The 23,946-nt window shown below is 70.1% G+C and carries 18 protein-coding genes, 1 rRNA gene and 1 pseudogene; 9 read left to right on the top strand and 11 right to left on the bottom strand.

The features are described 5' to 3' along the window. Positions 1-269: 269 nt before the first annotated feature. Positions 270-836, top strand: a complete 567-nt coding sequence (locus AB0D34_RS40720; RefSeq protein ID WP_362671622.1) for a DJ-1/PfpI family protein — start codon at positions 270-272, stop codon at positions 834-836. 159 nt (positions 837-995) lie between these two features. Here AB0D34_RS40720 and AB0D34_RS40715 read toward each other — a convergent pair whose 3' ends face one another. Together AB0D34_RS40715 and AB0D34_RS40710 are read right to left on the bottom strand one after the other, a co-directional pair. Beyond that, positions 996-1,661 (bottom strand): HAD hydrolase-like protein, encoded by a 666-nt coding sequence (locus AB0D34_RS40715; protein ID WP_362671619.1) that lies wholly within the window; start codon positions 1,659-1,661, stop codon positions 996-998. Between the two features lie 236 nt (positions 1,662-1,897). Next, entirely contained in the window at positions 1,898-2,413 is a 516-nt protein-coding gene (locus tag AB0D34_RS40710; RefSeq protein WP_362671617.1) for a hypothetical protein, read from the bottom strand. Between the two features lie 307 nt (positions 2,414-2,720). On the opposite strand from AB0D34_RS40710, the gene AB0D34_RS40705 reads away from it, so the two are divergent. Continuing rightward, a complete protein-coding gene (locus AB0D34_RS40705) occupies positions 2,721-3,533 on the top strand; it encodes an Rv3235 family protein (protein WP_362671615.1) in 813 nt (270 codons plus the stop codon). A gap of 135 nt (positions 3,534-3,668) precedes the next feature. On the opposite strand, the gene secA is transcribed toward AB0D34_RS40705, so the two are convergent. Beyond that, positions 3,669-6,509 (bottom strand): preprotein translocase subunit SecA, encoded by a 2,841-nt coding sequence (gene secA, locus AB0D34_RS40700; protein ID WP_362671613.1) that lies wholly within the window; start codon positions 6,507-6,509, stop codon positions 3,669-3,671. Between the two features lie 269 nt (positions 6,510-6,778). On the opposite strand from secA, the gene AB0D34_RS40695 reads away from it, so the two are divergent. Together AB0D34_RS40695 and AB0D34_RS40690 are read left to right on the top strand one after the other, a co-directional pair. After that, positions 6,779-7,351, top strand: coding sequence for a GNAT family N-acetyltransferase (locus AB0D34_RS40695; RefSeq protein ID WP_362671610.1), 573 nt, complete (start codon positions 6,779-6,781; stop codon positions 7,349-7,351). 50 nt (positions 7,352-7,401) lie between these two features. After that, a complete protein-coding gene (locus AB0D34_RS40690; RefSeq protein ID WP_362671607.1) occupies positions 7,402-8,568 on the top strand; it encodes a crosslink repair DNA glycosylase YcaQ family protein in 1,167 nt (388 codons plus the stop codon). Here the strand turns inward: AB0D34_RS40690 and AB0D34_RS40685 are convergent. From AB0D34_RS40685 to mtnA, 7 genes and pseudogenes are all read right to left on the bottom strand, one after another. Then, positions 8,554-9,300 carry a response regulator transcription factor gene (locus AB0D34_RS40685; RefSeq protein ID WP_362671604.1) on the bottom strand — a complete coding sequence of 249 codons (747 nt, stop codon included), beginning with the start codon at positions 9,298-9,300 and terminating at the stop codon, positions 8,554-8,556. The two genes, AB0D34_RS40690 and AB0D34_RS40685, sit on opposite strands and share 15 nt — an antisense overlap. Before the next feature lie 202 nt (positions 9,301-9,502). After that, the gene (gene raiA, locus AB0D34_RS40680; protein ID WP_362671602.1) at positions 9,503-10,195 is read right to left on the bottom strand and encodes a ribosome-associated translation inhibitor RaiA; all 693 of its coding nucleotides are present in this window, start codon (positions 10,193-10,195) and stop codon (positions 9,503-9,505) included. An 869-nt stretch (positions 10,196-11,064) separates the two neighbouring features. Further along, a pseudogene (locus AB0D34_RS40675) lies at positions 11,065-11,853 on the bottom strand (ComF family protein); the annotation flags it as partial. 295 nt (positions 11,854-12,148) lie between these two features. Beyond that, on the bottom strand, positions 12,149-13,999 hold the full coding sequence (locus AB0D34_RS40670; RefSeq protein ID WP_362671599.1) for an LpqB family beta-propeller domain-containing protein: 1,851 nt from the start codon (positions 13,997-13,999) through the stop codon (positions 12,149-12,151). Then, positions 13,989-16,055, bottom strand: coding sequence for an MtrAB system histidine kinase MtrB (gene mtrB / locus AB0D34_RS40665; RefSeq protein ID WP_362671597.1), 2,067 nt, complete (start codon positions 16,053-16,055; stop codon positions 13,989-13,991). Before mtrB ends, AB0D34_RS40670 begins: the two co-directional genes overlap by 11 nt. 1 nt (position 16,056) lies before the next feature. Further along, complete coding sequence (gene mtrA, locus AB0D34_RS40660) at positions 16,057-16,734, bottom strand: two-component system response regulator MtrA (protein ID WP_005486885.1); 678 nt, start codon at positions 16,732-16,734, stop codon at positions 16,057-16,059. 129 nt (positions 16,735-16,863) lie between these two features. Beyond that, the gene (gene mtnA / locus AB0D34_RS40655) at positions 16,864-18,012 is read right to left on the bottom strand and encodes an S-methyl-5-thioribose-1-phosphate isomerase (protein WP_362671594.1); all 1,149 of its coding nucleotides are present in this window, start codon (positions 18,010-18,012) and stop codon (positions 16,864-16,866) included. A 140-nt stretch (positions 18,013-18,152) separates the two neighbouring features. Between mtnA and AB0D34_RS40650 the strand changes: the two genes are divergently transcribed. Genes AB0D34_RS40650 through AB0D34_RS40630 form a run of 5 tightly spaced genes read left to right on the top strand, consistent with a single transcriptional unit; the run spans position 18,153 to position 23,757 of the window. Then, positions 18,153-19,484: a glycerophosphoryl diester phosphodiesterase membrane domain-containing protein gene (locus AB0D34_RS40650; protein ID WP_362671591.1), complete on the top strand. Its 1,332-nt coding sequence runs from the start codon at positions 18,153-18,155 to the stop codon at positions 19,482-19,484. Between the two features lie 31 nt (positions 19,485-19,515). Beyond that, positions 19,516-20,262 carry a DUF4129 domain-containing protein gene (locus tag AB0D34_RS40645; protein WP_362671711.1) on the top strand — a complete coding sequence of 249 codons (747 nt, stop codon included), beginning with the start codon at positions 19,516-19,518 and terminating at the stop codon, positions 20,260-20,262. Beyond that, a complete protein-coding gene (locus AB0D34_RS40640) occupies positions 20,259-21,458 on the top strand; it encodes a DUF4350 domain-containing protein (RefSeq protein WP_362671589.1) in 1,200 nt (399 codons plus the stop codon). The genes AB0D34_RS40645 and AB0D34_RS40640 overlap by 4 nt, the downstream gene beginning before the upstream one ends. Next, positions 21,458-22,447 carry a MoxR family ATPase gene (locus AB0D34_RS40635; RefSeq protein ID WP_362671586.1) on the top strand — a complete coding sequence of 330 codons (990 nt, stop codon included), beginning with the start codon at positions 21,458-21,460 and terminating at the stop codon, positions 22,445-22,447. Before AB0D34_RS40640 ends, AB0D34_RS40635 begins: the two co-directional genes overlap by 1 nt. Beyond that, a complete protein-coding gene (locus AB0D34_RS40630) occupies positions 22,447-23,757 on the top strand; it encodes a DUF58 domain-containing protein (protein ID WP_362671583.1) in 1,311 nt (436 codons plus the stop codon). The genes AB0D34_RS40635 and AB0D34_RS40630 overlap by 1 nt, the downstream gene beginning before the upstream one ends. 94 nt (positions 23,758-23,851) lie before the next feature. Here AB0D34_RS40630 and rrf read toward each other — a convergent pair. Further along, positions 23,852-23,946, bottom strand: a 5S ribosomal RNA gene (gene rrf / locus AB0D34_RS40625); the annotation flags it as partial.

Here is a 23,946-nt window from a genome sequence, read left to right as displayed (position 1 = left end):
GACCAGCGGCCGCCGCCCGGCCACGGAGGTGTTCCGTGCGCACCGGGCGCGGGGCGGGGGCCACAGCGCCCCCGCGAACTATCGCGCTGATCACGCCACCAAGGCTATCGCTCCTTACAGGGGGGTCGTCATGAGCCGTATGTGTACAAAACCAGGGGTGGAAGTTTGACACTCTGCACAGTGCCCCCATCGCATCCAGACCATGACCTTCTCCCCTCCCTTTCGCGCGCCCCCTTGGCAAGCACGTCCCGCCGGTGCACTTTGCCGACATGACCGCAAAAATCCTCATCGTCACCGGTGACGCAGCAGAGTCACTGGAGGTCCTGTACCCCTACCAGCGCCTGCGCGAGGAGGGCTACGACGTCCACATCGCCGCCCCCGCCCGCAAGAAGCTCCAGTTCGTCGTCCATGACTTCGAACCCGGCTTCGACACCTACACCGAGAAGCCTGGCTACACCTGGCCCGCCGACCTGGCCTTCGCCGAGGTGGACCCCGGTCAGTACGCCGCCGTGGTCGTGCCCGGCGGCCGGGCCCCCGAGTACCTCCGCAACGACCCCGAGCTCCGCAAGATCCTCAAGTCCTTCTTCGACGCGGACAAGCCGGTCGCCCAGATCTGCCACGGGCCCCTGCTCACCGCCGCGGTCGAGGGCCTGCGCGGCCGCCGCGTCACGGCGTACCCCGCGCTGGAACCCGACATGCAGTCCGCCGGCGCCGCCTTCCAGGACGCCGAGGTGGTGGTCGACGGCACGCTGGTCTCTTCTCGTGCCTGGCCGGACCACTCGGGCTGGATGCGGGAGTTCTTGACGGTGTTGAGGGCGAAGGCACCGGTTACTTAGCCGACGGGGGTGGTGCCGCGGCGGGCTGCCCCATCTGCGGGCAATCGTGCCGAAGGGCGGCACAGGTGGGCGCAGCGGCACCCTGCCGACGCGGGCAAGCGCCACCCCTGCTCCGCCCAGCCCCCACGCCGGGCACGGCTCAAGCACCGGCACCACCTGTCACGCGGCTATTCGCTCGGCCTCCGCGACCGCCTCCGCCAGGGTGTCCACCACCGGCACCCCCACCTCTTCGAGGCTGGCCCGGCTGTGCGATCCCCCGGTGTACAGCACGGCCCGCGCCCCCACCCGCATGGCCGCCACGGCGTCATCCGCGGCGTCCCCGATCACCACCGTACGAGCCGCCTCCACCCCCACCAGGGCAGCGAGATGCCGCTCCATGTGCTCCGCCTTGCTGCCCCCGGACGGCCCGGTCCGCCCGTCCACCCGCACGAAGTGCGCCTCGATCCCGAACCCCCGCACCAGCGGCAGCAGTTCGTCATGCACGTACATGCTGAGGATCGACTGACTGCGCCCCGCCGACCGCCATCCCGCGAGCAGCTCGACCGCCCCGTCGGTCAGCCCGCACCCCACCCGGTGCTCGGTGTAGTACCGATGGAAGGTCTCGTCCATGAGCTCCCACTCGGCGTCGGTGGGTAGCCGCCCCAGCAGGCGCTCGTAGAACTTCGGCACCGGCACGCAGTACAGCGCCCGGTACCGCTCCATCGTGATCGACTCCAGCCCGAGCTCGCCGAATGCCGCGTTCGTCGCCCCGATGATCGCGTCGTTGTCGTGGAACAGCGTGCCGTTCCAGTCCCAGACGATGTGCGCCCCTGTCAGCTTCCCCATGCCAAAAACGTACCCGCCCCCACTGACAATCAAGAGATCAGCAGGTCAAGCCGGGCAAAGTCGCAGCTCGGAGCAGCCCAGGACGGGGCTCGGCCACCGGCCCCAACGAGTCGGGACGGGACTCAGCCACCAGCCCCGCCCCACCGAATCGGGACCGGACTCAGCCACCAGCCCCGCCCCACCGAATCGGGACCGGACCCTGCCACCAGCCCCGCCCCACCAAACCGGGACGGGACTCAACCGACCAGCCCCACCAGGTTCGGGATCTCCTGCGTCGCGTACCACAGCAGCTCGTGGTCCTCGGCCCCGTCCACGACGAACTGCGCGTCGTCGTCCCCACCGTCCGCGGCCTCCAGCGCGTCCACGGCGGCGGTGACATCGTCCTCCGCGTCGTCCGAGTCGACGTGTACCGCGGCCGCCTTGGCCAGCTTCACGCCCCCGGCAACCCGCACCTCACCCAGCGCCGCCGGGTCGAGCGCCCGGTCGGGATCGGCGACCGCCGCCCCATCGGCCACGTCGACGGCCACCACGACCCGGCGCCGCACGACACCGGCGTCCGCCGCGAGCAGCCGCAGCGAGGCCAGCGCGGCCCGGTTCAGCGCCGCGTACTCCAGTTCCTCGATGTCGTCGGAGAGATACCACTCGCGCAGGCCGGGCGTGACGGCGTAGGCGAGGAGCGGTCCGGCCCCCAGCTCACCCGTCTTGTACGCCTCGGCGAGACCGGAGAGGGTCAGGGGGACGTAGACGCGCATGGCTGGCCGCTTTCGTGGTGGGAGAACGGGCTCGGAGGGGCTCCGCAAGGGCCTTCAGGATACGTGCGGGCGTCCCCTTTCGAGTCCCTGCCCCTACCCCGGCAGCCGTCCACTCCGGGCCCCGAATTCACCCGCCCCACCCCCGAGGACATGGGCCCGCGCGCCCTCCTATCACTCTGATAGGTGAACATTCCGGCCCTCCGCTCCGGACCGCCGCTTCCTTGCAGCCGCGGCCCTTGGCCCCGTACAAGATCCCCAACCGCAAAGTTACTGCCCGGTACCTCCGGGCTCGCAGAACGGGGATGCCATGAACAAGGTCATGACCAGGGCTCAGCACCACTCCGGCGCCCGCCCACCGGCCCGCCGCGACTCCCGCCGCCCGGGCGGCACCCCGCCTCGCACGCCCGGCGGCACCACGACCCGCACGGCGCCGGGTGACGGCCGCCCACCGGGCTCCCCCGGCAACGGCCCCCGCGCCCGCACGGGCCCCACGGACAGCCGCCCGCTCAGCGCCCCGGCCACGAACGCCACGGCCGGCGCACCCGTGACGCGCGGCGTCGCCGCCAGTTCACCCTCGACGCGCAACGTCACGGCCGGGGCGACGACGAGCGCCACGACGGCGCTCCCCAACGGAGAGGTAACCGGGCCGTCCCCCGCCTCAACCGGTGGAGCGACCAAGGTGCTCTGCGCACCTCCCGGCACAGCCACCCGGCCGCATCGCGCCCCCGCCGCAACCCCGGTCGTCCCACCCCAGACCCCGCGCCGTCCGCCCGTCCCCCAGCCCCGCCCCACCGACCTCTTCGCCGACCTCCTCCTCGCCGTTCTGAGCGGCCAGCGACCCGTCCACTCGATGCTCCGGCACACCGCGGGCCGCGCCTACGACGAACTCGCCCGGCTCGCGGAACAGGGCCCCCTGCGTGCGCGCGGCACCCGCCCGGTCGTCCGGGACATCGGTTACTACGTCCCCCGCCAGGGCGCCGTGGAGGCCTTCGCCCGCATCGGCGCCGGCGACCAGTTGCGCGCCATGGCCTTCCGCCTGGAACAGGGTCGGGACCTCCGCTGGCGCTGCACCGCGGTCGAACTGGGCGGTCCCCGGGCTCCTCACCCGGACGACGACTGACAGCCGCTCCGAGCAGCCCTGGAGGCCCTCATAGCGAAGGGCCGGGCCACCCTCAGGTGACCCGGCCCTTCCTGAGCCACAGCGCCGCAGAGCGCCGTCGCATCACTCGCTACGGCGCCTTTCGCGCCGTAGGCACTACTTCTTGCGCCGCCCCCGACCACGGGACTGCTTGCGCCGCTCCGCGCGCGTGAGGCCGTCCGCCTCGGAGCGCACAGGCTCGTCGTCGTCGGCGAACTCGCCCTCGATGACACCGCCCTCGCCGTCCACGGTCGGCGCGGAGAAGTGCAGGTCCCTGCGCTGCGGGGCGTCGAGCCCCTTCGCGCGGATCTCGGGACGGCCACCGGCCTGCGCCGGAACGACGTCCTGCTTGTCGAGGGACGGCTTCTCGTCCTCGACCGGGACCTCCTCGACCTGCTGCTCGACCTGGACCTCCAGGTTGAACAGATAGCCGACGGACTCCTCCTTGATGCCCTCCATCATGGCGGTGAACATGTCGAAGCCTTCGCGCTGGTACTCGACCAGCGGGTCCTTCTGCGCCATCGCGCGCAGGCCGATGCCCTCCTGGAGGTAGTCCATCTCGTAGAGGTGCTCGCGCCACTTGCGGTCCAGGACCGACAGCACGACCCGGCGCTCCAGCTCACGCATGATCTCGGAGCCGAGCTGCGCCTCACGCGCCTCGTACTGTTCGTGGATGTCGTCCTTGATGGACTCGGAGATGTACTCGGCGGTCAGGCCCGCGCGGTCGCCGGCCGCCTCCTCCAGCTCCTCGACGGTGATCTTCACCGGGTAGAGCTGCTTGAAGGCACCCCACAGCCGGTCGAGGTCCCAGTCCTCGGCGAAGCCCTCGGCGGTCTCCGCGTCGATGTACGCGTCGATGGTGTCGTTCATGAAGTGCTGCACCTGCTCCTGCAGGTCCTCGCCCTCCAGGACACGGCGCCGCTCGCCGTAGATGACCTCGCGCTGCCGGTTGAGGACCTCGTCGTACTTCAGGACGTTCTTACGGGTCTCGAAGTTCTGCTGCTCGACCTGCGACTGGGCGGACGCGATCGCGCGCGTGACCATCTTGTTCTCGATCGGGACGTCGTCCGGGACGTTCGCCATCGACATCACGCGCTCGACCATCTGGGCCTTGAACAGACGCATCAGGTCGTCGCCGAGGGAGAGGTAGAAGCGGGACTCACCGGGGTCACCCTGACGGCCGGAACGACCGCGCAGCTGGTTGTCGATACGGCGCGACTCGTGCCGCTCGGTACCAAGGACGTAGAGCCCGCCGAGGTCCTTGACCTCCTCGAACTCCGCCTTGACCGCCTGCTCGGCCTTCTCCAGTGCGGCGGGCAGAGCCTGCGCCCACTCCTCGATGTGCTCCTCGGGGTCCAGGCCACGCTGGCGCAGCTCCGCCTCCGCGAGGTCCTCGGGGTTGCCGCCGAGCTTGATGTCGGTACCACGACCGGCCATGTTGGTGGCCACGGTGACGGCGCCCTTGCGGCCGGCCTGGGCGACGATCGTCGCCTCACGGTCGTGCTGCTTGGCGTTCAGCACCTCGTGCTGGACACCGCGCTTGGACAGCTGCTGCGAGAGGTACTCGGACTTCTCGACCGACGTCGTACCGACGAGGATCGGCTGGCCCTTCTCGTGCTTCTCGACGATGTCGTCGACGACCGCCTCGAACTTCGCGACCTCGGTGCGGTAGATCAGGTCCGACTGGTCCTTGCGGATCATCGGCCTGTTGGTCGGGATCGGGACGACGCCGAGTTTGTAGATCTGGTGGAACTCGGCGGCCTCGGTCATCGCCGTACCGGTCATGCCGGACAGGCCCGGCATCTCCTTGCCGTCGTGGTCGTGGCGCTTGTAGAGGCGGAAGAAGTTCTGCAGGGTGATCGTGGCGAGGGTCTGGTTCTCGTCCTTGATGTCCACCCCTTCCTTCGCCTCGATCGCCTGGTGCATGCCCTCGTTGTAGCGGCGGCCGGCGAGGATACGGCCGGTGTGCTCGTCGACGATCATGACTTCGCCGTCCATGACGACGTAGTCCTTGTCCTTCTTGAAGAGCTCCTTCGCCTTGATGGCGTTGTTCAGGTAGCCCACCAGAGGGGTGTTCACCGACTCGTAGAGGTTGTCGATGCCCAGCCAGTCCTCGACCTTGCTGACACCGGCCTCGTGGATGGCGACCGTGCGCTTCTTCTCGTCGACCTCGTAGTCGCCGGTCTCCTCGATGCCCTTGAGCGGGTTGCCGGCCTCGCCCTTCTTCAGGCGCGTGACCAGCTTGGCGAAGTCGCCGTACCACTTGGTGGCCTGGTCGGCCGGGCCGGAGATGATCAGCGGCGTACGGGCCTCGTCGACCAGGATGGAGTCGACCTCGTCGACGATGGCGAAGTTGTGGCCGCGCTGGACGAGTTCGTCCTTGGACCACGCCATGTTGTCGCGCAGGTAGTCGAAGCCGAACTCGTTGTTCGTGCCGTAGGTGATGTCGCAGGCGTACTGCGCACGACGCTGGGCCGGCGTCATGTTGGCGAGGATGCAACCGACCTCGAGGCCCAGGAACTTGTGGACGCGGCCCATCATCTCGGAGTCGCGCTCGGCCAGGTAGTCGTTGACCGTGATCAGGTGGACGCCCTTGCCGGACAGCGCGTTCAGATACGCCGGCAGCGTGCCGACGAGCGTCTTGCCCTCACCGGTCTTCATCTCGGCCACATAGCCGAGGTGGAGGGCGGCGCCGCCCATGATCTGCACGTCGTAGTGGCGCTGGCCGAGCGCGCGCTTGGCCGCCTCACGCACCGTGGCGAACGCCTCGGGCAGCAGGTCGTCCAGGGTCTCCCCGTCGGCGTACCGCTGCTTGTACTCGTCGGTGAGGGCCCGCAGCTCGGCGTCGGAGAGGTCGATGAAGTCCTCTTCGATGGAGTTGACCTGGTCCGCGATGCGGTGCAGCTTGCGCAGGATCTTGCCTTCGCCTGCACGCATGATCTTCGAGAGGACGGACACGGGGGTTGGTCTCCTTGCCGGTCGGGCCTGGGACGGTCGGTTTCCATTTGACTTACTGAGCAACGGCCATCGTATGCGAGGACCCGGCCACGTCGGGAGCCTGCCGGGTAGGCCGACTGTCGGCTCCTTCAAATCTGCTTCAAAGGGGACAACGGACGAGGAACGCCGATGGTGCCGCACCCCGCTCACGAATTGCGCGAATTGTGATCACCCGCTCACTCACAGCAAATGCGATGGCGCCTTCACGAACACCTGAGCAGAATCGGCCGATGGAACCCGTCGCGCTGACCACAGACCGACTTCTCCTGCGCACGCCCACTTCGCAGGACACCGAAACCGTCCTCGCGGCCGCCCAGGACCCCGACATCCTGCGCTGGACCACGATCCCCTCGCCGTATCTGCCCGAGCACGCCCGGAGCTTCACGGAGCAGTTGGTCCCGGAGGGCTGGGTGAACGACACGATGTTCACCTGGGGCCTCTTCCTCCCCGAAGGGGAGGACCTCGTGGGGATGCTGGGTCTGTCCATGCGCTCGTCCGGCATGGCCGAGATCGGCTACTGGGGCACCAAGGAACACCGCGGCAACGGCTATGTCACCGAGGCCGTGCGCGCCGTCTGCCGCTGGGGCTTCTCCGAGCTGTCGATCGACCGCGTGGAGTGGCGCGCGGAAGTGGGCAACCAACCGTCCCGCGCGGTGGCGGAGCGTGTCGGCTTCGTCGTCGAGGGCCTCCTGCGCGCGGGGCTCGTCCACCAGGGCGTACGCCGGGACTGCTGGGTGGGCGCCCTGTTGCCGTCGGACCTGGGCCTGGCGTCGACGACGCCGTATCTCCCGGCTCCTCGGTAGATCCGCAGCTCATCTCGCGTTGTCAGTGCCGGGCCCTATCGTTCGGACCCATGACGACCCCGCCTCCCACCACCGACCTCTCGGCCGACGAGGCCCGCCGCATCGTGCTGCGCGCCCAGGGTTTCCTCGGCACCCCCGACCGCCGGGCCGGAGTCCGCGGCGTCCTCCGCCACCTCGGCGCCGTCCAGCTCGACACCATCTCCGTCCTCGCCCGCTCCCATGAGCTGATCCCGTACGCCCGTCTCGGCGCGGTGGGCCGCAAGACGGTGGAGAACGCCTACTGGACGGACACGCACGCTTTTGAGTACTGGTCGCACGCGGCATGCATCCTCCCCATCGAGGAGTGGCCCCACTTCGCCTTCCGCCGCCGCGCCTACCGGAGCCGCCCGCACTGGAACCACCAGCTCCCGGACGGCACCTACGACCAGGTCATCAAGCAGCTCCGCACCGAAGGCCCCCTGACCGCCACGGAGTTGGGCGGCGCGAAGAAGACCAGCGAGTGGTGGGACTGGTCCGGCACCAAGGTCGCGGTCGAGCGTGCCCTGATGTACGGCGAGGTGGTCTGCGTGGAGCGCCGCGGCTGGAAACGCGTCTACGACCTGGCCGAGCGCGCGGTTCCCGCCGAACTGCTCCACGACGAACTGGCCGACGCCGAGTGCCTGCGCCGCCTGGTCCGTCTCGCCGGCCAGTCCCTGGGCGTCGGCACCCGCGCGGACATCGCCGACTACCACCGCCTCAAGGGCGAGCAGGTCGAGGCGGTGATCGCCGACTCGGGGCTGGTGCCGGTCACGGTCGAGGGCTGGTCCAAGCCCGCCTGGGCCGACCCCGCGGCCCTGGAGACGCCCCCGCGCGGCCGCCACCGCACCACCCTGCTGTCCCCGTTCGACTCCCTGATCTGGGAACGCGCGCGCACGGAGCGGATCTTCGGCTTCACCCACCGCCTGGAGGCCTACGTCCCCAAGCCCAAGCGGGTCCACGGCTACTTCGCGATGCCGGTGCTGGCCGGCGGCCGTCTCGTCGGCCGCGTGGACCCTGCCCGCGAGGGCGGCACGCTGGTGGCCAGGCAGGTCACCCTGGACGGCCCGAAGGCGGTTCCGGCGGTGGCCCAGGCCCTGGTCGAGGCGGCGAGCTGGGTCGACTGCACGGACATTCGGGTCGAGCGGGTGGAATCGCCGGAGCTGCGCGAGCCCCTGACCAGGGAACTAGCGAATCTCTAGGATCTTCTCCCGCATCGCGTAGACCACCGCCTCCATCCTGGAGTGCAGCTGCAGCTTCTCCAGGATGTTGCGCACATGGTTCTTCACGGTGTTCTCGGAGATGAACAACTCCTTGGCGATATCGCGGTTGTTCATGCCCGTCGCGACGAGCTTGAGGACTTCGAGTTCCCGATCCGTCAGCCGCGGGGCAGGAACCAGCCGCCGCTCATCGGTCCGCTGGATCATGGACTTGAACTCGGTGAGCAGTTTCGACGCCATCGAAGGGCTGATCTGCGACTGTCCGTCGGCCACCGCGCGAATGGCGGTGGCCACCTCGTCGGTCGAGATCTCCTTGAGGAGATATCCGGTCGCGCCCGCCTTGATCGCGTCGTAGAGGTCGGCTTCCTCATCGCTGATCGTCAACATGATGATCTTGGCGCTGGGTGCCACTTCCTTGATGGAGGTGCACGCCTCGATCCCGCCCCGCTTGGGCATCCGCACATCCATGAGAACGATGTCCGGCAGCAGGTCGGCGGCCTTGTCCACGGCCTCCGCGCCGTCGCCCGCCTCCCCGACGACCTGGATGTCCTCCTCGGCCGCGAGCACGATCTCCAGTCCGCGCCGGAAGAGCGCGTGGTCGTCCACGACCAGAACCCTGATCGGCTCCTTGCGTGGTGAGCCCGCGTCCGCGCCCATGCTGACGACGCCGTCGCCGGCGTCCTCGCCGTGCAGCGGTCCGAAGCTGTCCGCCATCGTTCCTCCCCCTGAAGGCTGTGGCTGGTCCTGTGCCATCGCCAACCCAAGGCAACGGCCCACCGGTTGGGCCGGTGCGGCCATGATTCCATGCCCGGACGACAGTGAGGTGACAGAGCGGGGCGCGAAGTCGTCGCACGCGGGTGCCCCTGGGGGCGCACACGCGCTCCAGGGGCACCGGCTCAGCTGTCATCCGGGAGGGTCAGCTCCCCGTCGTGCCGCCGGGCGCGGGAGAGTGCGCCTGGGCGACCATCGGGTCCGTGCTCAGGTGGATGACGCCGTAGTCGTAGGCGTGCCGTCGGTAGACGACACTCGGTTCCTTGGTCTCGGAATCGACGAACAGATAGAAGTCGTGCCCGACCAGCTCCATCTCGTAGAGCGCCTGGTCGAGGGACATCGGAGAGGCGACGTGGGTCTTCTCACGGACGATGAGGGGGCCTTCACCCTTGATCTCCAGCGAGCCGATCTTCTTGGTGGGCACACCGTCCGACTCTTCGTCGTGGACGGCCTGTCCGTTGCCGTTGAGCGTCGCCGCGTCCGGGACGTGGTCGGCGACCTCAGCAGCCGTGAGCCGCCGTGCGCCCCTGCGTGTGTGGCGCTTGTCGTGCTCCTTGCGCAGCCTGGCGTCCAGCTTCTCTGCCGCCAGGTCGAGTGCCGCGTACGGGTCGCTGGCTGCCGCTTCCGCCCGGATCACCGGACCGCGGGAGCGGAGCGTGATCTCCACTCGGTCACAACGGTCGGCCTGTCGGGGGTTCGGCTCCTTGGACACCTCGACGTCGAGGCTGATCACCTTGCCATCGAGCTTCTGGATCTTCTCCAGCTTCAGCTTCTCGGCCACGTGCTTGCGGAACCGCTCGGGCACCTCGGTCTTGCGGCCCTTGACGACGATGTCCACGCAGAACTCCGTTCCCGGATCGCTCCGCCTCGATGCGGAGCATCTCCCTTTTGCACCAGGCTCCGGTGAGCCCCGGAACCTCGGACTCGGTGACTTCCACCTCCTCCCCCGCGGGCAAGATCTCCATTCCACCGTCGCGGGTGATGGTGGAAATCCCGCGGCACGGCATTCGGATTTGCGAGGTGTGGCCTGCGCCTTTCTCTCACAACCGAACATATCTCGCCTGGACGGATGTCGTCACCCTCTACCGCGGCGTACCTCCGTTCAGGTGAAATGACCCTCTCGTAACCAGCAACGATGCAACTTGACAGTCAGTTCCGGTTTATTCCGAAAGAATCCGGCGAGGCCGCGACCACAGCTGCGCAGATCACGTCACGGACGGCAACGGCGCCCGCCGACGTCACCGAGCGGCACTCCCGGCCCGTGTCCTCCTCCGTCACTGCGACCATCTGTTCCCCCATGCTTTCCCGAGTTGCGGCGGTGTACACGACGCCGGCCGCCTCGCCTCCGCATCCGGCCATCGCCAGGCCACCCCGACGCCCACTTCCGTCCCGCCGGTGTTCCCCATGACGTCCACCCGTACCCCACTGCCCTCGACCACTCGGCTCTCCGGCGTCCGACTGCACACGCTCACGCCCGCACCAAGCACCCGACTCCGACTCCGACTCCGACTCCGACTGCCGATGCTCACGCCGTACGCCTGCCTCCGGCGGCCGCTGCCCACTCCGCACGCCCATCTCCCCCTCCCGACGTCCGCGGCCTGCACCCACCCCCTGCCGAGCACCGTGCCCACCCATCTCCTGTTGCCGTTGATCACGGTGTCCGGCCGTCATCCGTTCAGCCCGGTACCCCGCGTTCTCCCGCCCCCTCGCCTCCCGGACGGCCCGGGCCGCCTCGGCCAGAGACGCGCCGGTCGTCATCAGGTCGTCGACCAGCACGACCAGCCCCTCTCCCAGCAGCCGCCCACCACCGGGGACCACGGTCAGCGCGCCCGCGAGATTGTCCAGCCGCTGCCGGGAGTCGAGCCCCGACTGGTCGGCCACGCCCCGCCGCTGCCGCAGTACGGCCACCACCCGTGCCGGCATCCCCGCCCGCCGCAGCTCCCCGGCCGCCATGAGCGCGATCCGCCGCGCCGGATCATGCCCCCGAGCCCGCACCGCCCGCCGCGCGGACGGCACAGGAACGAGCAGCACCGGCACCTCGAGCGCTCCCCCCGGCCACCCACCGCCGACCACGGCACCCGGCGGCAACTCACCGACTCCGGCAGGCTGCACCTCACTGACCCGCCCCTCGGCCCCAGCCCTCCGCTTCTCGCACTCCCGAGTCCACCCCGGCACCGATCCCCCACCGCCCGCCTCACAGACCTCCCACACACTCCTCCACACGGCCCCTGCCAAAGTCGTCCCGAGCGGCCCGGCCAGCGCCAGCGCTCCTCGTTCCTTGTGGGCCAGCAGCACCGCCCGTACCGAGTCCGCATACCGAGCCGCCGCGTGCACGACCGGTAGTCCGGGCGGCTCCGGCACCGGTCGCACCCGGCGCGGTGCGGCCCCGCTCAGGGCGGCACGGCACTCCGGACAGAGCACCGTGCGAGGCCTCCCGCAGCCTCCGCACTCGGCCGGCAGCACCAGATCGGTGAGGTCCTGCCACCACCCCCGCATGACCACCACTGTGCCAACGCCGAGGCCGACCGGCCACCCCTGTGGATAACTCCCTGTGGAAAACTCTGCCCCCCGCACGACCAGCAGTTCCCAGCACAAATCCCTGCCCCATGCAGTGAATCGACCCGGGTCGGCGCAGCCCGCCCGGCACGCCCGTCAGACCCCGCGGTACGAAGAACCCGGCCCGCCCCCGCCCAACGGCGAATCCCTCACCCACCGCAGAACAGGAGCGGCCGCCCCCGCCAGGGTCTTCCCCGGCAAAAGCGGCCGCTTCCGACAGCGCGGATCCAGGACCTCACCCCGGATAGACCGGCGCCGTCCCGTCCGCGTCCACCTTCTGCCACTGCGCCCCCGACGGCAGCCGTACGATCCCGTCCTCGGAGTACGCCACCAACGGCATCTCGTCGTCCTCGGACGCGGCGATCTCCTTCACGCCCGTCAGCGCGGTCGGCGGCGGCCCCTCCGGCGTGGACCCGTCGACCTGGACGTACCGCGTCTGCTGCACACCGCCCTGTTCGCGCCCGACCACCACGAGCCTGCTGTCGCCGGCCCAGGACATGGTCGTGACCTCCTCCAGATCCGGTGTCGTGGAGCGCAGTTCCCGCACCGAGACGCTCTGCGCGTCCCCGATCTTCCCCTCCCGCTCAATGCGGCCGACGAACAGCGACTGCTTGCCGCCCTTCTCCACGACGAGCGCGATCCGCACCCCGTCGGCGGCCACCCGAAGATCCTTGATGCGCCCGTCAAGCCCGGGAGTCGCCACCGTCAACGGCTCACCGGCGCCCTCCTTGAACAGCAGCAGCCGTGGATCGGCGGGGTTCCGGTCGGCCACCCACAGGTCGCCCTCGGTGTCCCAGCTCGGCGTCGTCAGCCGGTCCTGGGCAGTCTTGCCGCTACTGACCAAGACCGGCTCCCCGAGCGATCCGCCCGACACCAGCGACCCGACGTACAGCGTCTTGCCGTCGATGCCGACACCGGCCGCCATGTGCTCGTCACGCGAGACGGCCACCGACGCCAAATCCTTGTCGCCCTTGCCCAGCGCGCCGGGAACCGGTACCGGCACCGGCTTCGCGCTGCTGCCTTCCGGATGGGCCTGGGTCCGAACCAGCTTGTGCTGTCCGTCCACGAAGTACAGGAACTCGGGGCTCTCGACCGACCCGCGCGTGGCGACGCCGTCGGCATCACTCTCGTCGGCGGAACACAGCGGCTTGCCGCCCACCTGCAGTGCGACGGTCTCCACCGCAGGCGCGAGGTTCCGCAGCGTGAACAGCAACTGTGCCGCCATCGCCTCACACTGGTCCGGACTGACGTTCTTGACCTTGTTGTTGAGTGGCACCGTCAGCGTGTTGCGGTCGTCCGGGGCCAGCGGGGGAATGCCCTTCTTCAGAGCCGTACCGGTGGGAAAACTCGTCCTGACGACCGGGTCGAGCCAGCTGGTCGGCCCGCTGAGCAGCGATTCCACCAACTGCGTCATGGGGTCCACCCGTTCACGCACATACACCGGATCGGCGACCGCCACGGTCTGCGGAGACGTCACCGCCTGGGTGTTCGAGGCGAAGTAGTACTTGTTGACGGCCACGTAGTTGCGCTGGAAATCCGACTGCCCCATGACGACTCCCGGCGGAGGGCTGTCGATCCGCCACTGCTTGGTCTTCTTGTCGTGCACGAGGTGCACGGTCTCCTGGTAGGTACCGGAGGCCGGCGAGTACGACTGCTGCGCGTCCACCTCGGCCACCCTGGTGCCGGACAGCGTGAACGACGTGTCGCCGTTCTGCTCCTGCTCCCGGCCGACGGGGCGCACGATGTCCGCCCTGGGCCCGTCGTCGAGGACGGTGGTGGACAGCCTCGGCTGCCAGTGCTTCGCCGCACCTGCGGTCAGATACTGACGGGCCGTCTCGTAGTTCGGATCGTCGCTGGTCAGCGCCTCCAGAAAGCCCTGCACGATGTCCGTGGGCTCGGCGTCCTCCTGCGGCGGCATCGCGAAGACCCGCACCTGCGTGTCCTGCCGAGGCGTGGAGTCGACCCCCCGCAGGTCCCCGCTGTCCGGCATGGAGGCACATCCCGCCAGCAGTACGACCCCACAGGCGGCGTATGCCGCCGCCCGCCCCGGCGCGCGCCGGCCGCTCCCCTCGCGGTCAGCGTCCACGGAATGCCTCCCCCTGCTGTTCGTACGACTCCTCCGACCCGGCGCCCGGGCGGCTCGCCGTCCCGGAGCCGGGCCCGTCCGCGGCGGCCGTACCGTCCCGTCGTCCGTTCGAGGTCGGTCGGGGCACCACGCGCGCGCCGTTGCCGGGCAGCGCCGCCGGATCGGCCGTGGGTGTCACGCCGACCGACCTGGGCGCTATCGGGTCCCGCGCGGTCACCTGGTCGCCCGTCGGCTGGACCGGTACGGTGGCCGCCTTGTCCCCGCCCCCGCGCGGCAAGCCGGCGTCATTAAGTCCACGGTTACGGCGTGAGTCCTTGGGCTCCAGCGGTATCGGCGAGCCCCTCAGCGGCTCGTCGGCCGTCCTGGGCAGCGTCAGCCGGAACTGCGAACCGCCGCCCGGCTCACCCCACGCCTGCAGCCAGCCGCCGTGCAGCCGTGCGTCCTCCAGGGCGATGGACAGTCCCAGGCCCGTACCGCCGGTGGTACGCGCGCGTGCCGGGTCGGCCCGCCAGAAGCGGCTGAACACGCGTGTGGCCTCGCCCGGCTTGAGCCCGACGCCGTAGTCGCGCACCGCGATCGCGACCGCCCCGCCCGCCGAGGCCAGCTTGACGACGACGTCCTTGCCCTCGCCGTGCTCAACTGCGTTGACGACGAGATTGCGCAGCACCCGCTCCACCCGCCGGGCGTCCGCCTCCGCGACAACAGGCTGCTGGTCGCCCACGATCCGTACCGTGGTGCCCTTGCGCTCGGCAAGCGGGGCGGCCCCGCCGACCACCCGCCGCACGACCTCCCTGAGGTCTATCGGCTCCGCCTCCAGCGCCGCCGCGCCCGCGTCGAAGCGGCTGATCTCCAGCAGATCCGCGAGCAGCGTCTCGAAACGGTCCAGCTGGTCGGCGAGCAGCTCGGCCGAACGCGCGGTCATCGGATCGAAGTCCTCGCGCGCGTCATGGATGACGTCTGCGGCCATCCGTACGGTCGTCAGCGGCGTCCGCAGCTCGTGCGACACGTCCGAGACGAACCGCCGCTGCATCCGCGACAGGTCCTCCAGCTGCTGGATCTTCAGCTGAAGGTTCTGCGCCATCTTGTTGAAGGCCTCACCGAGCCGGGCGATGTCATCCTCACCGGTGACCTTCATCCGCTCCTGCAGCCGCCCCGCGGACAGCCGCTCGGCGATCCCGGCCGCCATCCGCACCGGCGTGACGACCTGCCGCACCACGAGCCAGGCGATGGCTCCGAGGAGTACGACGACGAAGAGCCCGGCGGTTGCCAGAGTGCCCTTGACCAGGCTGAGCGACTTCTCCTCCTGCGTGAGCGGGAAGAGGTAGTACAGCTGGTACGGGTCGCCGTTGGGGTCGTTGACCTGCTTGCCGATGACCAGGGCCGGCTCGGACTCCTGGTCGGCGTCGTAGACGATGCGGGTGTAGCTCTGTGCGGCCGCCGTACTGTCGTCGACCTTCGCCCGCAGGTCCTCGGGCACGCTCGCCGTCGGATCGACGTCACCGGAGGCACGCGGCCCGCGCCCGCTTCCGCTGTCGCCGCCCACAGGCAGGGTCACCACGTCGAAGGCACCCTGACCACCGCTGGAGAGCGAGTAGACGAGGTTGCTCATCCACTCGATGACGTTCTGGTCGGACTGGCCGTCCGCCGTGGCCCCGTTGTCGGTCCCGGCCCCGGCCTCGTCCGACTTCTGCTTGGCCACCGCGAACCCGCCGGTGGCCTGGCTCTGCGACGCCTTCACCTTGGCGTCGAGCAGGCCGTTGCGCACCTGACCGATGACGACGAAGCCGAGCAGGAGCACGACGCCGAGCGACATCAGCAGGGTCGTGACAACGACCTTGAGCTGGATGTTGCGCCGCCACAGGCGCATGACCGGCAGCAACGGCCGGCGCACCCACCGCATGAACAGCCTCAGGACCGGGCTGCCCTGGACTCCGCCCTGCAGCAGCCCTCCTTCGAGGAACCGCCCCCAGCGGGAGCCGGCCCTGGTCCGCCCGACAGGCCGCCCCGTACCCGCCCCGGTCCGCCCGGGCGACGAAGCGGCACTGTCTCCGGACATGTCAGCTGGGTCCTGCCTTGTAACCCACACCACGGACAGTCACCACGATCTCGGGCCGCTCCGGGTCCTTCTCGACCTTGGAGCGCAGCCGCTGTACATGCACATTCACGAGCCGGGTGTCGGCGGCATGCCGGTAACCCCACACCTGCTCCAGCAGCACCTCACGCGTGAACACCTGCCACGGCTTGCGCGCGAGCGCGACCAGCAGGTCGAACTCCAGCGGTGTCAGCGCGATGGACTGCCCTTCCCGCTTCACAGAGTGCCCGGCCACATCGATGACCAGGTCCCCTATGGCCAGTTGCTCCGGCGCCGGCTCCTCCGACCTCCGAAGCCGCGCCCGGATCCGGGCCACCAGCTCCTTCGGCTTGAACGGCTTCACGATGTAGTCGTCGGCGCCGGACTCCAGCCCCACGACGACATCGACGGTGTCACTCTTCGCCGTCAGCATCACGATCGGCACCCCGGACTCCGCCCTGATCAGGCGGCACACCTCGATACCGTCCCGTCCGGGCAGCATCAGATCCAGCAGCACCAGATCCGGCTTGGCCTCGCGGAAAGCGGCCAGCGCCTTGTCACCGTCGGCTACGAAAGACGGCTCAAAACCTTCACCACGCAGCACGATGCCCAACATCTCGGCAAGTGCGGTGTCGTCGTCGACGACAAGGACTCGTCCCTTCATAAAGACATCATCCCATTCTCGTAACATCGGCGAAGGCAGTGGTGAGACAGGTCACCGACCAGTGACCTTAGTCGTACTGGAGTGTCACTGTCTGCCCTCGTCCGCCGCCGCCGATGTCATCCACCGATGTCAGCCGCCTGCCACCTGCCGCGCGTCGGCACACAGCCCGGCGAGCGCCTCGGTCGTCACCGGCGAGACGACACCCTGCTCCGTGACGATCGCCGTCACCAGCTCCGGCGGCGTCACGTCGAAGGCCGGGTTGTACGCCTGGGTCCCCAGCGGCGCCACCGGAATCCCGCCTCCCGCCTCGGCCCCCGCCACCGGCACCTGGGGCGCCACGATCTCGGTGACCTCGTGCCCTGCCCGCTGCTCGACCTCGATCGACGCCCCGTCCGGCGTGTCCGGATCCACCGTGGTCACCGGCGCCACCACGATGAACGGCACATGGTGATACCGCGCGAGCACCGCGAGCGGATAGCTCCCCACCTTGTTCGCCACCGAGCCGTCGGCCGCGATCCGGTCGGCCCCGATCAGCACCGCGTCCACCTCCCCGGCCGCGAACAGGGAACCCGCCGCGTTGTCGGTCAGCAAGGTGTACGCCATCCCGCTGCGCGCCGCCTCGTACGCCGTCAGCCGGGCGCCCTGCAGCAGGGGCCGGGTCTCGTCCACCCACAGCCGTCGCAACCGCCCAGCCCGATGAGCCGCCAGCGCCACGGCGAACGCCGTCCCCTCACCGCCGGACACCAATGAACCGGTGTTGCAGTGCGTCAGGATCCGGTGCCCGCCACCCGGCAGCAGCTCGTCCAGCAGCGCCAGCCCGCGCTCGGCCATCTCGGCACTGGCCGCGGCGTCCTCACGGTGCAACGCGCGCGCCGCCGCCAGGGCAGCCCCGGCCGCCTGCTCCTGATCACCGCTCCTGCCGAGCTCGGCCCGGTAGGCGGCCTCGGCTCTGCGCACCCCGACAGCGAGGTTCACCGCGGTGGGACGCGCGCCCGCCAGCACGGTCGCCGCCTCGTCCACGTCGAACCCGCGCGCGGCGGCGAGCGCGACCCCGTACGCCCCCGCGATGCCGAGCAAGGGCGCCCCGCGCACGGCGAGCGAACGGATGGCCTCCACCAGCGCGGACGCGTCCGTACAAACCAGTTCGACCTCCTCGGCCGGCAGCCTCGTCTGGTCGAGAAGCACCAGGACGGGGCCTTCGGGTGGCTCCTCCCAGCGGATCGCCGGTATCTCGGTGGGCTTGTTGTCCTCGCCGGATTGCACGTACTGATCAGCCATGCGGTCAGTCTGCCCCTTGTCCGGCGGAGTATTGAAGGTGTGCAGCCCGTACCGCGGCTGGTCCTTCGCCCACCACCCCATGGCACGATGGCTGCCAACCTGCCGCCGCGACCGCGGACGGGCACCGTGAAGGAGCGACGATGAAAGACACTCCGGGCTGGGCCTCGCCCGGATCCGCCCCGTCCGACGGGCACGAGCCCGGCACGTCCGGTTCCGCCGAGCCCGCCGACCGGCCCGACCCCGCGCAGCAGCCTGAGGAGACCCCGCAGGAGGCCGGCTCGAAGTGGTCCCAGGAGCAGCCGCCACCCGGTCAGTGGTCGGCGCCGACAGGCTCCGCCGCTCCCGGCCAAGCCCCTCCGCCCCCACCGCCCGGCCCGGGCTGGGGATCCCAGCCCCCCGCCGGCCCGCCCGGAGGCTACGGCTCTCCCCCGGGTTGGGGCGGCGGTCATGGAAGTCGCCCCGGATACGGCGGCTGGGGCGGGCCCCCGCCCGCGGCCAAACCCGGCGTGATCCCCCTGCGCCCTCTCGGCGTGGGCGAGATCCTCGACGGCGCTGTCTCCACCATGCGCACCTACTGGCGTACGGTCCTGGGCATCTCCCTGACCGTCGCTGTCGTGACCGAGGTCCTCGTCATCCTGCTCCAGGGCTTCGTCCTGAACGACACCGCCGGCACCGAGGCTCTCAACGATCCGAGCGCCAGTGCCGAAGAGCTGACCCGTGCCATGGGCGACGCCATGCTCGGCACCGGCGTCGTCTTCCTGATCTCCCTGATCGGCACCGTCGCCGCGACCGCGCTGCTCACCACCGTCACCAGCCGGGCCGTCCTCGGCAAGCCCGTCACCACCGGTGAGGCCTGGCGCGACGCCCGCCCGCAGGTGCCCAGACTGTTCGGCCTGATTTTCCTGCTGCTGCTCATCACCTTCGGCGTGCTCCTCGTCGGTGCACTGCCCGGCATCCTCGTGGCCGCCGCGGGCTCGAACGGCGGCGGTATCGCCCTCGCCGTCCTGGGCGTCATCGGAGCTGGTGTCGTCGCACTGTGGCTGATGATCCGCTTCTCGCTGGCCTCGCCCGCGCTGATGCTGGAGAAGCAGAGCATCGTGAAGTCGATGAGCCGTTCCACCAAGCTGGTCCGCGGCTCCTGGTGGCGAGTCCTCGGCATCCAGCTGCTGGCCGCGATCATCGCTAACATCGTCGCCGCGATCGTGGTCATCCCCTTCACCTTCCTCGCCGCGGCGCTGAGCGGCGAAGGCGTCAGCGGCTTCGTCAACGGCACCGGCGACCTCGGCTGGACGTTCCTCATCGTCAGCGGCATCGGCTCGGTGATCGGCTCCATGATCACCTTCCCGATCACGGCGGGCGTCACCGTGCTCCTCTACATCGACCAGCGGATCCGCCGCGAGGCCCTCGACCTCGAACTGGCCCGCGCGGCCGGCGTCCAGGGCTACGGCACCGGCCCCACTCCCGGGAGCTGATGCGGTGAACCTGCCGGGGGGAGTGCTCACCATGCTGCGCGCCGGCGACACATCCGTGCTGTCCATTGCACGGTCGGCCGACGAACCGCCTCTGACGATCCCGCGTGATCCCGCGCGGGAGGCGGCCCGCCGCGAGCTGTCCAAGCGCATGTACCACGAGAACGACCCCAGCTGGTTCCAGCGCGCCCTCAACGCGTTCTGGGACTGGGTCGACAAGCTGTTCAGCGCCGCTTCGTCCGCGACACCGGGAGGACCGCTCGGCCTGGTCGTCGTCATCGCCGCCGTCCTCCTGGTCGTCGGCGCACTGTGGTGGCGCCTGGGCAGCCCGCGCCGCGGTCCGGTCTCCTCCGCCGCCCTGTTCGACGACCGCCCCCGCAGCGCCGCCGACCACCGCGTGGCCGCCGAGGCCCACGCCGCCCAGGGCCACTGGAACCAGGCCGTCCAGGAACGCATGCGCGCCATCGTCCGCTCACTGGAGGAACGCGCCCTCCTCGACGCCCGCCCCGGCCGCACCGCTGACGAGGCCGCCGCGGAAGCGGGCCGTGCCCTGCCCTCCCACGCGGACGGACTGCGATCCGCGGCCCGGGACTTCGACGACATCACATACGGCGGCCGGGCCGCGACCGAGCAGTCGTACCACCGCATCGCCGAACTCGACCGCGACCTGGAGCGCACCAAGCCGGTGCTCACGAACAGTACGAACAGCACGATCAGCGCCGACGGAAGCCACAGCGCGGACCACACGGACCACAACGTCCGCCGGGGAGCCGCCGAATGACCACCGAGGCCACTCTCCCGTCCACCTCGGTCTCGCCCACCACCCGCCAGGTCTGGACCCGCGCCCGGGGCGTCGTGCTCGCCCTCGTGCTCCTCCTCCTCGCTGCCGTGGCGATCGCGGCGATCCGCTCCAACGAACTCCACGGCAACCTCGACCCGCGCTCCGCCGACCCCTATGGCAGCCGCGCCGTCGCCGAGCTCCTCGCCGACCGGGGTGTCGACACGCGCGTGGTCACCACCCTGGACGAGGCACGCGCAGCGGCCGACCCGGACACCACGCTCCTGGTGGCCGTCCCCGACCTCCTGACCCACCGCCAGCAGAGCCGACTGCACTCCGCGACCGCGGGCTCCGGCGGCCGCACCGTCCTCGTCGCCCCCGGCAGCTGGTCCGTCGAGCGCCTGGCCCCCGGCGTCGTGGCAGACCCCGCCACCAGCCTCGACTCGACGCTCTCCCCTGACTGCGCCCTGCCGGCCGCCCGGCGCGCGGGCACCGCAGACACCGGCGGCATCCGCTACACCGTCACCCGCCCCGGCAACGACGAGTGCTACCCCAGCGACCGTCTGGCCACCCTGGTGCGTGTCCCGGCGGCCTCCGGGGACGGCGACACAGTAGTGCTCGGCGCGCCCGACATCCTCCACAACGACACCCTCGACGAGCAGGGCAACGCCTCGCTCGCCCTCCAACTCCTCGGCTCCCGCCCCCATCTGGTCTGGTACCTCCCCTCACTCTCGGACTCCGCCACCGACCCGGGCGAGGAAAAGGGCTTCCTCGACCTGCTCCCCTCGGGCTGGCTCTGGGGCACGCTTCAGCTCTTCTTCGCGGCAGCACTCGCCGCCCTCTGGAGGGCACGCCGTCTCGGCCCGCTCGTGCCCGAAAAACTCCCCGTGGCGATCCGCGCCTCCGAAACCGTCGAAGGCCGCGCCCGCCTCTACCGCAAGGCCAACGCCCGCGACCGCGCGGCCAACGCTCTTCGCTCGACCACCCGCACCAACCTCGCCCCCCTCGTAGGCGTCCCCGTCGCCCAGGCACACGCACCCGAAGCACTACTCCCCGCCCTGTCCGCCCAGCTCCACAACGACGGAGACGGACAGGCCCTGCACTCGCTCCTCTTCGGCCCGCCGCCCGGCGACGACGCAGCCCTCATCTCCCTAGCCGACCAACTCGACGCCCTCGAAAGAGAGGTACGCCGTTCATGATGGACCCGACCACTGACAACGCCGGGACCACCGGGGACCCGGGCACCGCCCGGGCCTCCCTGGAAGCCCTGCGCGCCGAGATCGCCAAAGCCGTGGTCGGCCAGGACCCCGCCGTGACCGGTCTCGTCGTCGCCCTCCTCTGCCGCGGACACGTCCTACTAGAAGGAGTCCCTGGGGTCGCCAAAACGTTGCTCGTCCGCGCCCTCGCATCCGCACTCGAACTCGACACCAAGCGCGTCCAGTTCACCCCCGACCTCATGCCAAGCGATGTGACCGGCTCCCTGGTCTACGACACCCGCTCCGCCGAGTTCTCCTTCCAGCCCGGCCCGGTCTTCACCAACCTCCTCCTCGCGGACGAGATCAACCGCACCCCACCGAAGACCCAGTCGTCCCTCCTGGAAGCCATGGAGGAGCGTCAGGTCACGGTCGACGGCACCCCGCGCCTCCTCCCCGACCCGTTCCTGGTCGCCGCGACCCAGAACCCGGTCGAATACGAGGGCACCTACCCCCTTCCCGAAGCCCAGCTGGACCGTTTCCTCCTCAAGCTGACGATCCCGCTCCCCTCCCGCCAGGACGAGATCGACGTCCTCACCCGCCACGCCGAGGGCTTCAACCCCCGAGACCTCCAGGCAGCCGGACTACGCCCGGTGGCCGGTCCGGCCGACCTGGAAGCAGCGCGAGCAGCAGTCGCCAAGACAACGGTCTCCCCCGAGATCACCGCTTACGTCGTCGACATCTGCCGTGCCACCCGCGAGTCCCCGTCCCTCACCCTGGGCGTCTCCCCGCGCGGCGCCACCGCCCTTCTCGCCACCTCGCGCGCGTGGGCGTGGCTCACGGGCCGCGACTACGTCATCCCCGACGACGTGAAGGCCCTGGCCCTCCCCACCCTCCGCCACCGCGTACAACTCCGCCCGGAGGCCGAGATGGAGGGCGTGACAGCCGATTCCGTCATCAACGCGATCCTCGCCCACGTCCCGGTCCCCCGCTGATGGCCCTCACCGGACGCGCCGCGCTCCTCGCAGCCCTGGGCTCCGTCCCAATCGGCATCTGGGAACCCAGCTGGGCTGGGATCCTCGCCGTCAACGCCCCCTTGGCGGTGGCCTGCGCCTGCGACTTCGCCCTGGCGGCTCCCGTACGACGGCTCGGCCTGAATCGCTCCGGCGACACCTCGGCCCGCCTGGGCGAGACAGCCGACGTCACCCTCACGATCACCAACCCGTCCGGCCGACCCCTCCGCGCCCACATCCGCGACGCCTGGCCCCCCAGCAGCTGGAGGCCCGGCACAGAGGTAGAAGCCTCCCGACACCACGTGGCAATCCCCGCCGGCGAACGCCGCCGCATCACCACCCGTCTACGTCCCACCCGCCGGGGCGACCGCCAGGCCGACCGAGTGACGATTCGCTCCTACGGCCCCCTCCGGCTCTTCTCCCGCCAGGGCACCCACAAGGTCCCCTGGACGGTCCGCGTCCTGCCTCCGTTCACCAGCCGCAAGCACCTCCCCTCCAAGCTCGCCCGGCTACGCGAGCTCGACGGCCGCACCAGCGTCCTCACCCGCGGCGAAGGCACCGAATTCGACAGCCTGCGCGAATACGTCCCCGGCGACGACACGCGTTCCATCGACTGGCGAGCCACCGCCCGCCAGACCTCGGTCGCCGTACGCACCTGGCGCCCCGAACGCGACCGCCACATCCTCCTGGTCCTCGACACCGGCCGCACATCAGCAGGCCGTGTAGGCGACGCCCCCCGCCTCGACTCCTCCATGGACGCGGCCCTGCTCCTGGCGGCACTCGCCTCCCGCGCCGGCGACCGCGTGGACCTGCTGGCTTACGACCGTGGCGTACGCGCCCTTGTCCAGGGGCGAACCGCTAACGACCTGCTCCCCTCTTTGGTCAACGCAATGGCCCCCCTGGAACCCGAACTCGTCGAAACGAACGCCCGCGGCCTCACGGCCACAGCGCTCCGTACGGCCCCTCGCCGCTCCCTGATCGTGCTGCTCACCAGTCTGGACGCCGCCCCGATCGAGGAGGGCCTGCTCCCCGTTCTCCCTCAGCTCACCCAACGCCACACGGTCCTACTGGCTTCGGTGGCGGACCCGCACATCGCCGGCATGGCCAGAGCCCGCGGAAACACCGAGTCGATCTATGAAGCAGCAGCCGCGGCCCAGGCACAGACAGAGCGCCAACGCACAGCAGAGCAGCTCCGTCGCCATGGAGTGACAGTCGTCGACGCGACGCCGGACGACCTGGCCCCGGCGCTGGCTGACGCATATCTGGCGCTGAAGGCAGCAGGGCGCCTGTAAAAAACTCAAGGGGACGCCTCGCGCCCCCTTGAGAAGGGACCTGAAACGCAGAAAGGCCCACACCTTATGGTGTGGGCCTTTCTATCTAAAAGGAGTTCGGCGGTGTCCTACTCTCCCACAGGGTCCCCCCTGCAGTACCATCGGCGCTGTAAGGCTTAGCTTCCGGGTTCGGAATGTAACCGGGCGTTT

This window comes from Streptomyces sp. NPDC048420, assembly GCF_040651535.1.
In the GTDB taxonomy this organism is placed as follows: domain Bacteria; phylum Actinomycetota; class Actinomycetes; order Streptomycetales; family Streptomycetaceae; genus Streptomyces.
This window is presented reverse-complemented; position numbering and strand designations above follow the sequence as displayed.

Excerpts from the sequence above, each read along its gene's own strand:
- AB0D34_RS40720 (WP_362671622.1), top strand. The coding sequence starts at position 270 with ATGACCGCAAAAATCCTCATCGTCACCGGTGACGCAGCAGAGTCACTG.
- AB0D34_RS40715 (WP_362671619.1), bottom strand. The coding sequence starts at position 1,661 with ATGGGGAAGCTGACAGGGGCGCACATCGTCTGGGACTGGAACGGCACG.
- AB0D34_RS40710 (WP_362671617.1), bottom strand. The coding sequence starts at position 2,413 with ATGCGCGTCTACGTCCCCCTGACCCTCTCCGGTCTCGCCGAGGCGTAC.
- AB0D34_RS40705 (WP_362671615.1), top strand. The coding sequence starts at position 2,721 with ATGAACAAGGTCATGACCAGGGCTCAGCACCACTCCGGCGCCCGCCCA.
- AB0D34_RS40695 (WP_362671610.1), top strand. The coding sequence starts at position 6,779 with ATGGAACCCGTCGCGCTGACCACAGACCGACTTCTCCTGCGCACGCCC.
- AB0D34_RS40690 (WP_362671607.1), top strand. The coding sequence starts at position 7,402 with ATGACGACCCCGCCTCCCACCACCGACCTCTCGGCCGACGAGGCCCGC.
- AB0D34_RS40685 (WP_362671604.1), bottom strand. The coding sequence starts at position 9,300 with ATGGCGGACAGCTTCGGACCGCTGCACGGCGAGGACGCCGGCGACGGC.
- mtrB (WP_362671597.1), bottom strand. The coding sequence starts at position 16,055 with ATGTCCGGAGACAGTGCCGCTTCGTCGCCCGGGCGGACCGGGGCGGGT.
- mtrA (WP_005486885.1), bottom strand. The coding sequence starts at position 16,734 with ATGAAGGGACGAGTCCTTGTCGTCGACGACGACACCGCACTTGCCGAG.
- mtnA (WP_362671594.1), bottom strand. The coding sequence starts at position 18,012 with ATGGCTGATCAGTACGTGCAATCCGGCGAGGACAACAAGCCCACCGAG.
- AB0D34_RS40650 (WP_362671591.1), top strand. The coding sequence starts at position 18,153 with ATGAAAGACACTCCGGGCTGGGCCTCGCCCGGATCCGCCCCGTCCGAC.
- AB0D34_RS40645 (WP_362671711.1), top strand. The coding sequence starts at position 19,516 with ATGCTGCGCGCCGGCGACACATCCGTGCTGTCCATTGCACGGTCGGCC.
- AB0D34_RS40640 (WP_362671589.1), top strand. The coding sequence starts at position 20,259 with ATGACCACCGAGGCCACTCTCCCGTCCACCTCGGTCTCGCCCACCACC.
- AB0D34_RS40635 (WP_362671586.1), top strand. The coding sequence starts at position 21,458 with ATGGACCCGACCACTGACAACGCCGGGACCACCGGGGACCCGGGCACC.
- AB0D34_RS40630 (WP_362671583.1), top strand. The coding sequence starts at position 22,447 with ATGGCCCTCACCGGACGCGCCGCGCTCCTCGCAGCCCTGGGCTCCGTC.